A 13,960-nucleotide genomic window follows, 5' to 3' on the forward strand; every position below is an offset into this window, starting at 1 on the left:
TCCTCTAAATGTACTTCATGCTACCATCTATTCTATAACAACTAGATAATAATTAAAAATATATGTTTTGAATGGCTGTTATGCCTTTTAGTTATAGAGTACAATAGTTTTATAGAAATCAAGCGATAAGGTGTTGATATGAGAGATGGATATTCGACAATTGGAATACTTTACTGAAGTGGCCAAGCACTTAAATTTTACGAAAGCTGCTTCTACCTTGCACATATCCCAGCCTTCTTTAAGTAAAACAATTAAGCATATGGAGACAAGCCTAGGGGTTCCCCTTTTTTATCGTTCATCGAAACAGCTTGAATTAACGGATGCTGGAAAGGCGTTGCTGTCAAATGCAAAACATGTCTTGGAAGCTTATAACAATCTGACATCTGAACTAAATGATATCGTAAACTTGAAGAAAGGTGAGGTACGGATTGGGATCCCCCCCATTATAGGTGCTGCCTTTTTTTCAAACCTAATCAGCCGCTTTATCGAAATGTATCCTACAATTGAGGTGACGTTAACTGAAGTCGGTTCGAAGAAAATTAAAGACGGTGTGGAAGAAGGAACACTTGATATTGGATTAATTTGCAATTTACCTATTCAAAAAGGAAGTTTTCAGACGATAGAACTATTAAAGGATCCACTCTTGCTTATCGTGCATTGTGAACACCGACTGGCATCGAAGAAGTTCATTGAATTCTCAGATATTGAAAGCGAACCGTTTATTTTGTACAGGCAAGATTTCTCATTACATGACAGTATTATTGAAGAATGTTCAAAAAACGGCTTTTCTCCCCATATTGTTTGTGAGAGCTCACAAAAAGACTTTATGGTTGAAATGGTTGAAGCGAAGCTTGGGGTTGCTTTATTGCCAAGTAAAATTTGCAAAAATATAAATAATGATAAGATCGTAGCACTTCCTTTTAAAAATCCGACTGTCACCCTCGATCTAGGGATGATTTGGAAAAAAAATAAATACTTGCCGTTTGCGGTTCGCGAATTTATTTCGGTGTCGGAATCCTTTCGAATCTAGGAGGGCTTAAATGATTACAATCGAAAAAATTAAACATGATGATTTGCGCAGAAAAAATCGCCTTATGCTGGCTCTTTTACTCTTTTCAGGAATTTTAGGCATCATTGTTGATCTTTCTACGAAACAACCGATTGTCAATACGATAAGTATCGCGGTTTGCGTGATTATCGGTGTGTCCATTGGGGGTTTTCTGCATAAAAGGGATCAATGGATTTTCCTTATTCCTTACATCGGGAATACATTCACAACGATTTGCTTTTTTATCATTATCGTTTCAAATGTTTCGGTGACGAATATGTTGTTGCCATTTTTCATGCTTGCGATCGCTTCTATTTATTCGAAGCGATACGTTCTGTTATACAGCGCGTTGTTTACGATCATCCTACAAACCTATTTTGTTGTTTTCCAGGCTGCCAAAGCTGGAGTACCTGAAGAGAAAATTTCTTCAATTTTCTTAATTACAATATTAGTTATTATTGTCTTATTCTTCCAAGAAAGAGCTTCATCTGTTCTTCAACATCATACAGAAGAAAGTCAAAGACAGATTGCCAAACAATATGAGGAAAATCAACGCAGGCAAGAGGCATTACAGACAAGCACAAAAATTATTGGCGAGAACACTAGCCAGCTAACAAAACAAAGCCAAGATAACCTACATTCACTGAATGAAATGTCTGCTGCTTTCCAACAAATTTCTTCAACCATGCAAACATCGACAGAGGATATTAATGAAATAACGACTTCGATCGAACAAACATCAAAGTCAATCGAAGAAATGTCTCAGCTAATGAATGAATTGACAAATCAGGCAAAATTAACAGATTCAGCTTCTGCAAACGGTAAAATCTTAGTAGATGAACTTATTGCACAAACAGCAAAATTCCAAGAAATGATTTCGATTTCGGCAAATGAAATGAATCAATTAGTCAACAAAATTAAAGAAACGACATCATTTTCTAATAATATCGAAGAAATTGCCGCTCAGACAAACCTTTTGGCATTAAATGCCGCTATTGAAGCAGCGAGAGCGGGAGAACACGGGAAAGGTTTTGTTATTGTGGCAGATGAAGTGAAGAAGTTATCTGAATTAACGTCACAAACCGCTTCCCAAATTTCAAATAATTTAATCGAAGTCAACGAAAAAACAGAATTTAACCAGAAGCAAATGCGCGACAATGCCGCACTCATGCTGGAAAATATCAAAAAAACAGAAGAAACACGAAAAGCATTTTTGGCGATTGATACAGGGATCGAAAAATTTCAATCCCAAGTAGAAAAGCTTAATGTTCAATCCAGCGCGATCGAAACCGCTACAGAAAGTATTGAAAAGTCTGTAAATCATTTTGCAGCCACAATCGAAGAGACGACCGCAACAATGGAAGAGCTTTCAGCTGCAGTTCAAAATCACACAACGAATAACCGTCAATCTGTTGAAGGAATACGGGAAATTGACAATGCCATACAGCGTTTAATCGATAAAGAAAACTTGCCGAGTGGCAAGCCTTAAAAGGCGCAGACAGAGGCTTAAGTTGCCCTTATACTTGGGACTTAAAATTTGCTGCTACGTCGGTTTTCTACCTTGTTGCAAATTTATGCTTTCCTAATGTGAAATGAATGAGAGCCGCTCCCCGATAGGAAGCGGCTCCCTCATTTTCTTATTTTTTTCAAAAGCATACTTGTGGAAATTAACAACACCATAACAACAACCATAATGAAAGAAAGGAATAACCAGCCAAAAGAAAAGTCACCCGTCTTATCAACAATGAAGCCGAACAGAGGCGGTCCGATAACCGTTCCCCACGAACCAAGCATGATACTAAAACCACTTGCTGCCCCTGCCTGCTCCCTTGGAACAAGCTCTGTCGCGACATTCATCCATATGCCATTAAACCCTGACACACAAAAGCCAAAAATGATCGTAACCGGAACCATTGCCCAAAACGGCGTATGGGCTGGAAGCATTGCGACAGCAAATGAAACACACCCCGTTATGGTTGCAATGATCATCAAAATAATTATCCTTCTGCCATTGAATAACCGATCGCTAATGATCCCCCATCCGACCCGCCCAAATGAGCCGCTTACTTCAGAAATGACGAGTAAAATCCCTGATAAAAATAAGCTATAGTTTAGTTTCTGATAGGCGAATAAGACAAGGTACGTATTTAGCATCATCTGGCTTCCATTCAGGCCTGTGGCTCCAATACTGACTAAAAGCAGGGGTTTATGTTTAAACATTTTAAGTAAAGAGGACAAAAAATGTATACGGTCTCCCGATTGATTTTCTTCATCCCGCATGACAGGTTCATGGTAAAATCGAAACGCCAACAAGCCGACAAGCATTAATAGGATGGCCGCACCAATTAAAGCCGCCCGCCATCCCCATAGGCTTGCAATTGGCAAAAGCAAAAGCGCCGAAAGCGCTGAACCAAACGTAACCCCCATTTGCTTAATCCCCATTGCGGTTCCGCGTTTCCTTGCTTCAAACCAATAAAGAATTCCCTTGTTTGAAGCAGGATGCATTGTACCGTAGCCTAAGCCGCCAACAGCAATTAATATGAGCACGAAAACAAACGAAAAACTCACCGTCGTCAGCAAAAACCCAAGCCCTAAACAAAAACTCAGCATAAGCAGCAATTTGCGCGACTCCACACGATCAGCGAGAAGCCCGGCCGGGATCGAAGCAACCATTTGTCCGAAAAAAAGCGCAGCGGGAAGCATCCCGATTTGCGCTTTTGAAAGTGATAAATCTTCACCTATAAGAACACCGAGAGGTGCAAGGCTTCTTCCGACAAAAGCAACAAGTACCTGTGTCGCAAACAGCCATCCAAGCATCCGCCAAGGCTCCATTGAATCCCTATTATTCACTAAAGAGGTCTTATCCATATAACGTCAACTCTTTTACCCGAGGGTACTTTTTCTATATATTTTATCATATGAAACGGAAATAGAGATTAAATAATTTCTTTTTCCTTTAACTCGTTCATCTTCTCCTCTGAATAATTTAGCAGCTTTCCGTAAATTTCTTCATTATGTTTACCCATCACTTCTGCACCGACATGCCTTACTTTTCCAGGCGTTCTTCCCAGTTTCGGAACGATTCCCGGCATCGGGAATTCACCAAGCTCCGGATGCTCTGCAGTGATAATCATATCTCTTTCCTTATAATGTGGATCCTCAACAATATCTTTCGCTGAATAGATTAACCCGGATGGCACGCCTTTTTCCGCTAACAAATCCAGAACTTCCTTTGCTGGAAGGGTCTTCGTCCATTTTTCAATAAGCAAATCAAGTTCTTTCATATTTTCTCCTCTAGCTCGATGGGTTGCGTATTTCTCGTCTTCCGCCAGTTCAGGCATGCCCATTGCCTCAGCGAGCCGCTTAAACACGCCATCCGCATTCGCCCCGATAACGATGTACGTTTCATCTTTTGTGGCGTATATATTGGAAGGCGCAATGCCTGGCAATATATTCCCCGTTCTTTCGCGGATATAATCTGCAAGCAAGTAATCGGGAATAATGCTTTCCATCACAGAAAAAACGGCTTCATACAAAGCGGTGTCTACGACTTGCCCTTTTCCTGAACGGTGCCGTTCATTGAGTGCTGTAAGCGTCCCAATTGTCGCAAACATCGCCGCTAACGTATCGCCGATAGATATTCCGATTCTTGTCGGCGGGCGATCGGGAAACCCAGTAACATAGCGAAGGCCGCCCATCGCTTCCCCAACGCTTCCGAATCCTGCCCGGCTTTTGTACGGCCCAGTTTGGCCGAATCCCGATGTCCTTGTTAAAATAATTCCCGGATTTAATTCTGATAGCGTTTCATAAGAGAGATTCCATTTTTCCAATGTGCCAGGGCGGAAATTTTCAACGATAATATCGGCTTTTTTGACCAAATCCTTAAAAACTTCTTGCCCTTCTTCATCCCGTAAATTTAGTGTGATCGATTTTTTATTCCGAGATTGAATCGGCCACCATAATCCGATTCCATCTTTTTGTTTCCCCCATTGCCTCATCGGGTCCGCTTTGTCGGGAGCTTCAATTTTAATAACTTCGGCACCGAAATCACCCAGCAAGCGGCCAGTAAATGGACCAGCTAACAATGTTCCAAGTTCAAGCACTCGAATCCCTTCCAAAGGCAATCTTTCTTGTTGTTCAGTCATTGTTACACCTCCGAAAATGAATAAAAGCTTCTTTTTTTAGATTGTATCACTTACAATTCTATTTTGTATACAATAAATAGATAAATTCTGAATTTATCTCAATAATAGTTCAAAACAAAGGGGCTTTGTATACAGTATAGGCCAAAAAAATTCCTCTTGATGGTTTAACCCCAAAAAGAGGAAATATCTTTCCTATTAAACCGCATTAACCTTGCTTTTCCCAATCTTGCGTTCATTTCTCTCCTGCCAAATAAGAAAGAGAAACGTAAAGAAAAACGCGATAAACACGATAATGAGAATAAGCGCTAGAATAGAAGAAGGTTGGTTAAGTGACATATAATGGACGAGACGATGTCCCAATCCTTCATAGGAAGCGAACATTTCAGCCAAGATTAATCCTAAAAAGCAAAGGCTAAAACACATTCGGAGACCGACCACCAATTGTGGCATAATTGCAGGAATGAGGATATTCTTTGCTTTTTGGAAAAAAGACATTTGATACGATTTTGCCAGTTTGAGATAAATTGCAGGAATGGCTCTTGTTGCTTCCATACAAATAATCATGATCGGAAAAATGCCATGGAATACCGAAAACGCGACCCGGCCTGAAATGGTTAAACCGAAGATTAAAAGAAAAATCGGATATAACGTAACTTTCGGGATTGAATATAAACCAAGTACAAGCGGAGACAGCGTCTTCGTCCAGAAAGGGCTTAGTCCAATAAAAAAGCCTAAAATTGACCCGACTAACGCGGAAATGACAAATGAAATTAGCAGCGTTAACAATGTGTTTCCAATATCCTGCAGCCAATTTCCAAAGTTCTCGCTCAAGTTAACGACGCTTTGCCAAGGAGAAGCCATTGCCGGTTCTCCCAGCATGATATAAATTAGTTCCCAAAGGATAACTAGAATGACAGGTACTAGCCATCTCCCGATTGTTGACCATTTTTCAAAAGAAGTATTCGATTTCAAGTGTTATTCCTCCCCCTAATGCACGTGAGACGCATCTCATAAGTTCCTTTTATACAATAAGGATTCAATATAGCCAAGCACAAAATTAACGATCAAAGCAATCAGGATAACGAGAAGTACAGAACTGTACATTCCTTCTAAATCAAAGTTATTATAGGCGAAAGAGATGGTATAGCCTAATCCGCGCGCAGACAAAATAAATTCTGTAGCAATAACGCCGATGATCGAGTAGGCGATGGCAAGCTTGATGCCGGTAAAAATAAACGGCCACGCTGCAGGAAAATAAATGTGTACAAGCATTTGGCGAAATGTAAGATTAAACGATTGGCCTACCTTCACTAATACCTTTCTGATTTCACGGAATCCAAGCGCTGTGTTGACAATCACTGCCGGCAATGAAAAGAAAAGCCCAATCATAATGACAGGAACCGGGCCAACCCCTAGGATGCTTATAAAAATGGGATATAAAGCAAAAAAAGGAATGGCATAAAACAGCATGAGATAAGGCTGGAGAATGTGATGGATAAGATCAAAGCGCCATAACACAATTCCGAAAAGAATACCCAGAATGACAGCACCCACGAAACTTATCACAATTTCCATTACGGTTGTGCCAAAATGGTTCATGACAAACCCGGGATCTTTAAAATTATCAATCATTGCCATAAACATAGTAGAAAAAGGAATAAACGTAAAGGAATCCAGCCATTCCATTCTCGTGGCAATTTCATAGACTATGATTAACGATAAGATAATAAGAATTTGTATGAGATGATGACGTTTCATTTTCTTCTACGATCCAATCTTATTATTTTCATTAGTTTTGGTTAACGATTCTTCTTCAAGGTTTGACCAGAGTGTTTGTGTAATTTCAGCGAATTCCGGAGTAGTCAGTGCTTGGGCATCTCTCGGCTTTGGAAGCTTACTCTCAATTAAATTTTTAATTCTTCCAGGGCGGGCCGATAATACGACGATTTTATCTGATAGAAGTGCAGCCTCTTGGATACTGTGGGTAACAAGGACGATCGTAGCTTTTGTACGATCAACGATTTTCAGAAGTTCGCCCCCCAAAATTAAGCGAGTCTGCTCATCCAACGCACCGAATGGTTCATCCATGACTACAATTTCAGGTTGAGTGACTAATGTCCGTGCAATTGCCACTCTTTGCCTCATTCCGCCTGATAATTCATTCGGGTAGGAGTTTTCAAATCCCTTTAATCCGACCAGCTCGATCATATCAATCGCTTTCTCTCTCGATTCCTTTTTCGGCTTCCCTTGCATGAGAAGTCCAAATTCTACATTTTCTACGACTGTTCTCCAAGGAAAGGTCGATTCTTCCTGGAATACGATCCCAATCGAGCTTTGGGGACCTGTGACAACCTGATCCTTAATTTTTACTGCTCCTGTCGTAGCTTGGCGCAGCCCGCTCAATATTTCCAACAATGTCGTTTTACCACATCCGCTCGGCCCGACAATTGATACAAATTCCCCTTTTTGTACTGTAAAGTCGATATCTTTGATCGCAACGGTTTCTTTTGTTTCCGTTTTATAGATTTTTGTTAAATTTTCAACCTTTAATAATGGTTCTGTCATAAGCGATTCTCCCCTTTAATCAAATGCGCCTTAAATGAAGTTAAATCAAAATGACAACGACCGGCAAATCACGAATGTATTTGCATCGGCCGTTTCGTTTACAATTACTTATTTGTGTCAAGGGATGAAGGATCTAATTTTTTCTCATCAGGCAAGAAACTCATATCTAATACTTCTTCCCATTTAATTTCCGATCCTTTTTCCAACGTACCACCTAATTGCATTCCCTTTATCACATTATTCATTGAATCTGTTTCAATTTTAGCGCTCCAATGTTTCTCTGCAGACAAGTCTTTAATCGCTTCAATTGATGCAGACTCATCGATTTCAGCAGATTTCGCGAAGATTTTTGCCGCTTCCTCTTCGTTTTCGTATATCCAGTCAACTGATTTTTGATAAGCGTTAACGAAGCGTTTCACAAGATCCGGATTTTCCTTAATTAGCTGTGGGCTTGTAATAATGACGCTTTGTTGATAATTTGGTACAGATTCAGAAACGCGGAACAGCGTTTTCCAATCATCTTTTTGTACGGAATAGGTTGGTTCCAGCATTGGTGCAGCGTCGATTTCTCCTGCTTTAAGCAAAGTCAAGCCTTCACTTAGGCCGCCAGCAGCAACAACGTTAATGTCTTTTGGATTAAGGCCGGCATTTTGAAAAGCGAGATGGGAAGAAGTTTCAGTTACTGAGCCAGGATTCGTAATTCCCCATGCTTTTCCAGCCAAATCTTCTACTTTTTCGAACCCTTCGTCTTTGCGTGTTACATAGACTAGGTCTGCTAGACTTTGCACGCCGCCGCTGACAATTTTTAATGGTGCTCCAGCGAGATAAGACTGGAGAACGGCAGAAGTTGCCACATCACCAAAAGGAAGATCCCCAGATAACACGTTACGGACAGTAGTGCCACCGCCACCGCTTCCGATAACGTTTTTAATTTTGATTCCCTCTTCTTCAAAAAAACCTTTTTCCATCCCAACATTATATGGAACTGCATACAATCCCGTAGGATAATGCGTGACAGCGATCTCTATTTCATCAATTTTCTTTTTGCCACCCTCTGTTGTTTCTTTGCTAGAGCCGGAATCTTTCCCTCCGCACGCCACCAGAATAGAAGCCAAAATTACGAATGTAAATATGCCAAATACATATTTTTTTATTGTTTGTAAGCCGATCATGATATCCTCCCATATGAATAATAATACCGAAAAAATTCAGACTCTTTATCAGACGATTTAATAGTTATTTTGAGCACCTTTTCTATACAACCCTCCAAAATCTTTGTTTTTTAATACTAAAATACTATCATTTTGTATACATTGAATCAATATAAACAAAGCACTATTTTTTAAAAAAGAAATTTTCAATATATTTAATCGCACAAATCTGAAAACACTTCTCCCAAAACTTAAGAATACATTGAAATCTTTTAAGCACTTGTATACAATGTTTCTGAGGTGATGGTTTGAATGGAACCGTACAATCTAATTAAAGACGCAATCATCACAGGCAAGTTTGAACCCGGGAAAAGATTAACCGAAGAGGCGCTAGCCGAAGAATTCAATGTCAGCCGGACACCGATTCGCGAAGCAATTAAACAGTTGGAAAATGATGGCTTAGTCACTCCCCTTAAACGCGGGGTCATTGTTCGAACATTTACAAGAAATGATATTAGCCAAATCTATGATTTGCGGGCTCTATTAGAAGGCCACGTTGCGAGCGAAGCAGCTTTTCACCGCACAAGCGAAGACTTGCAAAAAATGGAAGAGTCTAATCAGCTCTATAAAAATGCTGTTGATCAATATGTTGATTCAGACATTTCCAGTATTAAAAAAATTCTTCAAGCCAATAAACAATTTCATGGAGCAATCCTAGCAGCTACGAGAAATGAACACTTACGTTTCCATTTGTCCAAGGTAGTTGTCCTTCCACTCGTTTTCCGATCGTTCTACTGGTACAATGAAAGGCAGCTTTACCGCTCATATAACGTTCATAACACAATCTTAGAAGCCATCCGCAATCAAGAGTTTGCACGAGCAAAAATCGCCATGCAAGAACATGTCTTTTCGGCAAGGGATCATGTGCTAGAGCATTTGGAAACTCATTCCATAGATTAAGTGAAGGGAGAATCTTTATGATTCAAATTTGTGAAGTTGGACCGCGCGATGGTATACAAAATGAGAAAAAAATTTTAACAACAGAACAAAAAGTCGAGTTGATTTCCAAGTTAATAGATGCAGGGATTAAAAAGTTTGAAGCCGTTTCATTTGTAAATCCAAAGGTAGTCCCACAAATGGCAGATGCGGAAGAAGTTATGAAACTTGTACCAAAGGTGAATGGCGTAACTTATGCCGGGCTCGTTTTAAGCCGTTCTGGCCTTGAACGGGCACTGGAAACAAGTGTTGACGCCCTGCACGTCGTCACAGCAACAAGCGACGAATTTAATTTGAAAAATTCAAGAAGAACGGTTAATCAGGCAGTGGAAGAATTAACGAAAGTGGCTGAAGAAGGTGTGGCGGCAGGCAAAAAAGTTGCAGCTGTATTGGCAACTGCTTTTGGATGCCCTTTTGAAGGAAACGTTCCTGTTGAACGTGTAATAAAAGCGGCTGAAGCATTTCTTCAAGCCGGCGCAACAGAATTAACGTTGGCAGACACAACCGGTATGGCAAATCCGGCCCAAGTTGCCGATGTCGTTAAAACGTTTAAAAACCATTTCGGCGATCTTGATCTTGGTCTCCATTTTCATAACACAAGAGGCCTGGGCTTAGCAAACGCTTTAGCTGGCTACCAAGCTGGCGTTACCCGTTTTGATTCATCGATTGCAGGCCTTGGCGGCTGCCCGTTCGCGCCAAAAGCGGTTGGCAATGTTTGTACAGAAGATATGGTACACATGTTTGAACAAATGGGCCTTGAGACGGGTACGGATTTGGATAAGCTCATTGAGACAGCTTTATGGATGGAAGAACAAATGGGAAGAACGCTTGATGGAATGATGATGAAAGCCGGAGAGGCTTGATCTCGTGAATCAAAAATAAGAGGCAGGGATACAGAATTTAAAAGGACAGCATTTTTGAACTGCCCCCTGTCAAGTAGACAGTGGAAATAGTAAAAATGGGGTACGGCAAGAATTCCTTCTTTTTCGAGCCACTCACAAAGAAGCCAGGGAAAATTCAACAAAATATATTGAATTTTCCCTGACTATTTCTGTTTTAACTGACCGTTTCTAATTGAAAAGGAGACACAGGAATATCAAATTCAAGATCCGGTGGACAACTATCAGAGTCTAACCGATACTTTCCAAAACGATTTACATGAAATGTAAGATATGGACTAAGTTCAGATAGCACATCTTCATCCAATTGATTACCTTCTTGCATATATTCATGAAGGATATGAGTGAGCTGATCTGTTTTCATGGTTTATCATTTCTAATGTCCACAAACGAGAAAAACTCCTTATAATTAGGTTTGGTGATCCTGTTCAAATCACTAATTATAAGGAGTAACTGTATGAACGCCCCACTTAATTTTAATCAATATACAGAACCACTAAAATCGCTAGGAGGTGCAAACGATAGATAGTAGAGTTCATTTTTATCTAAATTATTTATACCTCCTCCCCCTGTACTATTCCCTGATATAACTATCGTTTGTTTTGCTACATGAAGTCCTCCATTTCTATATACTTTAATTGTTAATTTGTTACTCTTATAATTTGTAATGTTATAAGTAGCCGCTGATTTTCCTTTAAAGTTTTTATTCGTATATAAAATAGAGTTATTAGCTATTCCTTTAAAAGTTAATTTCTCCTTAGTTAAATTAACTACATTAGATTTTTTTGGTGGATCTAAACCAAACGGAGTGATAACTTCTCCGGGCGGTGGCTCTGTTGAAACACCAAAATTTTCTCCTGCAAATACTGAGGCACTAGTGCTAAATGTGAAGGAAAAAATAAAGACAAGCGCAAAAGACATAATACTCCTTCAATAAAGTTAAAATATCTCTTGAATACTCGCTTATTCTCGAAATTTCATATCACTTAATTTACACCGAATAGTAAACACACCTTTAAAGCAGGTATAGATTGAATATTCTTACAGGGGGAGTGCCATCCTAACGCCCAAATTCTGGATAAATTTGGTAAATAGGTTTAACCGTGCGTAAGATCTCCACTCGACTCACGGTCGCTCACCCNTTATGCCCGTATGGAAAAAATAAACTCCGACTCTGCACTGTTGGTGTTTGTAAATATCCAGAATAACAATGGATAAACAAGTCAATTTGGCTACATTGAATCCTTCTTCTTAGCTTACCTACACCACGCCATTCCTGGGATAGACAGTCAAGTGCTTTTCTTGACGGGCTATCCCAGGAATGGAATACTGCGTCAAGCTAAGAAGAAAACAATCTTTAAGCTGCCTGTAATGTTTCGATTTGAGGTAAACCTCTTAATAACTTGGAACCATCAAATTCACATTGTTTGTTACCAATGACAAAAAAGACACGTAATAACTTACTACACAAGGCGATAAGCGACTGTTGTTTTTTCAGTGGGTTCTCAGGGCGCTTTGTGTAATACTCATGCAGGGCTTTGAAGGTTGGGTTGTGGGCAACCAGTGGACGTATCGCAAGATATAAGGCTCTTCTGAGACGGCTTCGTCCTCGCTTGGATATTTTGGTTTGTCCTTTGAATTTACCTGAACTATGTTCGCGCAATGAAAGCCCTGCTAAGTTTACAAGCTGCTGGGGATGACGGTAATTTGTGATGTCACCCACTTCAGCAAAGAGTAATGCCACTGTTGTTATGCCTAAGCCTTTGATTGCCGTCATTTCTTTGGCTCCTGGTATGGTTTCTACCAATGTTTCTAGTTCCAGATCCAACTGTTCCAATTGCTTTTTATAAAGCTCATATTGCTCAAGAAGACAATCCATTTCACGCTTGGCAAACTGGATGCCAATTTGAATGCCAATACTTTTTTTCGCTGTTTCAACAAGCTTTGTGGCTCGTTTGATTCCTACTCCCCTTTGCACAAATGGCTTCCATTTCAGTAAAACTTCTTCGGGTGTCATTTCCACAATTTGTGAGGGAAATGGAAACATTTTTAGCGTAGATAAAGCTGCTTTTCCTTCCCAATCTCCGAAGACATCGAAAAACTCTGGAAAGTAGCGTTGAATAACGTTTTGGATACGGCCTTCTGTAATCATTCGCTGTCGGGCGAGTTGATCTCTTAGTTTGACGCCTTCCCTTAGTTCTGCATAAATGCCTTCCAAGAGATTAGGTATGGAGTATCGCCCGTCTTTAATCAGCTGTGCGATGACTTTGGCATCCTTTGTATCGTTTTTCGTCGGAGAATTATCATCCAGCTCTTTGCTTTTCTTGACATGCATAGGATTGACGAGTACGAAGTCAAAGCCTTTGGCGGTTAGAAAATAGGCTAGATTCATCCAGTAATGCCCTGTTGGCTCGACCCCAAAAATCACATGGGTCTTACCATTTTCTTTTTGATGTTTTTCAACCCATTCTAAAAGGGTTTCAAAACCATGGATTCGGTTTTCAAAGATCAGGCGCTTGCCAAACTCGATTCCTCTGTCATCTTGTGCACGTGCGACATGTTTGTCCTTCGCGATATCAATGCCAATAATTAAGGTTGATGGTGTGATTTGCGAGATTTTTTGATTTTGCGTATAATTCATTTTGAGTCCTCCATTGGTATCTATTATTTCGGGGTCAATGCATTGACACCCTGTACTATACCAATGGGGCTCTTTTTTGTTAAACCTCAAATTTCTTCATTACAGGAATGCTCCTTATTTTATTTAAGCGGGCGTTTGTTTTTTCTCTGTAATTTAATATTAAACAATATTTATTAGAATTGAAAGAATATTTATTCTACTTTAGTGAATTCATAAAGATAATGAGACTCTCTTATGGCAAAAACCTCAAAATTTTAAATTAAATATCATAAGATGCTAAGCTCAGTACTTAAATTGAGTTAAATTAAAAATGATAGTAATAAAACTAGAATACTAAATATGTTCAACGAGAAAACGAAAATTACACAAAATCTGGATATTCAACAAACCCAGACAAAGGATGACTTTGAATTATTTAATTCTTCCTAATTTGGCCAGTTCATTATATATCTCAAGTTTGACAGTAAAAACCGCAGAAAACCCCGTTGTTACGGCATTTTCTGCGGTTTTTTTAG

13 protein-coding genes are annotated in these 13,960 nt (G+C 39.7%); 4 read left to right on the plus strand and 9 right to left on the minus strand.

Annotated elements, in window-relative coordinates:
- Positions 1-145: 145 nt before the first annotated feature.
- Together DCC39_RS03015 and DCC39_RS03020 are read left to right on the plus strand one after the other, a co-directional pair.
- The gene (locus DCC39_RS03015; protein WP_116553400.1) at positions 146-1,030 is read left to right on the plus strand and encodes a LysR family transcriptional regulator; all 885 of its coding nucleotides are present in this window, start codon (positions 146-148) and stop codon (positions 1,028-1,030) included.
- Positions 1,031-1,040: 10 nt separating this feature from the next.
- The gene (locus tag DCC39_RS03020) at positions 1,041-2,537 is read left to right on the plus strand and encodes a methyl-accepting chemotaxis protein (RefSeq protein ID WP_116553401.1); all 1,497 of its coding nucleotides are present in this window, start codon (positions 1,041-1,043) and stop codon (positions 2,535-2,537) included.
- Between the two features lie 140 nt (positions 2,538-2,677).
- Here the strand turns inward: DCC39_RS03020 and DCC39_RS03025 are convergent, their stop codons facing one another.
- From DCC39_RS03025 to DCC39_RS03050, 6 genes are all read right to left on the minus strand, one after another.
- Positions 2,678-3,916, minus strand: a complete 1,239-nt coding sequence (locus tag DCC39_RS03025; RefSeq protein ID WP_116553402.1) for an MFS transporter — start codon at positions 3,914-3,916, stop codon at positions 2,678-2,680.
- 68 nt (positions 3,917-3,984) lie between these two features.
- Positions 3,985-5,193 (minus strand): CaiB/BaiF CoA transferase family protein, encoded by a 1,209-nt coding sequence (locus DCC39_RS03030; RefSeq protein WP_116553403.1) that lies wholly within the window; start codon positions 5,191-5,193, stop codon positions 3,985-3,987.
- 195 nt (positions 5,194-5,388) lie between these two features.
- Positions 5,389-6,165 carry an ABC transporter permease gene (locus DCC39_RS03035; RefSeq protein WP_116553404.1) on the minus strand — a complete coding sequence of 259 codons (777 nt, stop codon included), beginning with the start codon at positions 6,163-6,165 and terminating at the stop codon, positions 5,389-5,391.
- A 36-nt stretch (positions 6,166-6,201) separates the two neighbouring features.
- A complete protein-coding gene (locus tag DCC39_RS03040) occupies positions 6,202-6,951 on the minus strand; it encodes an ABC transporter permease (protein WP_116553405.1) in 750 nt (249 codons plus the stop codon).
- Between the two features lie 6 nt (positions 6,952-6,957).
- The gene (locus DCC39_RS03045; protein ID WP_116553406.1) at positions 6,958-7,758 is read right to left on the minus strand and encodes an ABC transporter ATP-binding protein; all 801 of its coding nucleotides are present in this window, start codon (positions 7,756-7,758) and stop codon (positions 6,958-6,960) included.
- 104 nt (positions 7,759-7,862) lie between these two features.
- The gene (locus DCC39_RS03050) at positions 7,863-8,930 is read right to left on the minus strand and encodes an ABC transporter substrate-binding protein (RefSeq protein WP_116553407.1); all 1,068 of its coding nucleotides are present in this window, start codon (positions 8,928-8,930) and stop codon (positions 7,863-7,865) included.
- A gap of 291 nt (positions 8,931-9,221) precedes the next feature.
- Between DCC39_RS03050 and DCC39_RS03055 the strand changes: the two genes are divergently transcribed.
- Both DCC39_RS03055 and DCC39_RS03060 read left to right on the plus strand, forming a co-directional pair.
- Positions 9,222-9,869, plus strand: coding sequence for a GntR family transcriptional regulator (locus tag DCC39_RS03055; RefSeq protein WP_116553408.1), 648 nt, complete (start codon positions 9,222-9,224; stop codon positions 9,867-9,869).
- A gap of 17 nt (positions 9,870-9,886) precedes the next feature.
- Entirely contained in the window at positions 9,887-10,768 is an 882-nt protein-coding gene (locus DCC39_RS03060) for a hydroxymethylglutaryl-CoA lyase (RefSeq protein ID WP_116553409.1), read from the plus strand.
- Positions 10,769-10,961: 193 nt separating this feature from the next.
- Here DCC39_RS03060 and DCC39_RS03065 read toward each other — a convergent pair whose 3' ends face one another.
- From DCC39_RS03065 to DCC39_RS03075, 3 genes are all read right to left on the minus strand, one after another.
- Complete coding sequence (locus tag DCC39_RS03065) at positions 10,962-11,168, minus strand: Tn3 family transposase (protein WP_276309876.1); 207 nt, start codon at positions 11,166-11,168, stop codon at positions 10,962-10,964.
- Between the two features lie 116 nt (positions 11,169-11,284).
- Positions 11,285-11,725, minus strand: coding sequence for a hypothetical protein (locus DCC39_RS03070; protein WP_116553410.1), 441 nt, complete (start codon positions 11,723-11,725; stop codon positions 11,285-11,287).
- A gap of 436 nt (positions 11,726-12,161) precedes the next feature.
- Complete coding sequence (locus DCC39_RS03075; protein ID WP_116553411.1) at positions 12,162-13,445, minus strand: IS110 family RNA-guided transposase; 1,284 nt, start codon at positions 13,443-13,445, stop codon at positions 12,162-12,164.
- Between the last annotated feature and the right edge of the window lie 515 nt (positions 13,446-13,960).

This window comes from Pueribacillus theae (genome assembly GCF_003097615.1).
Lineage (GTDB): Bacteria > Bacillota > Bacilli > Bacillales > UBA6769 > Pueribacillus > Pueribacillus theae.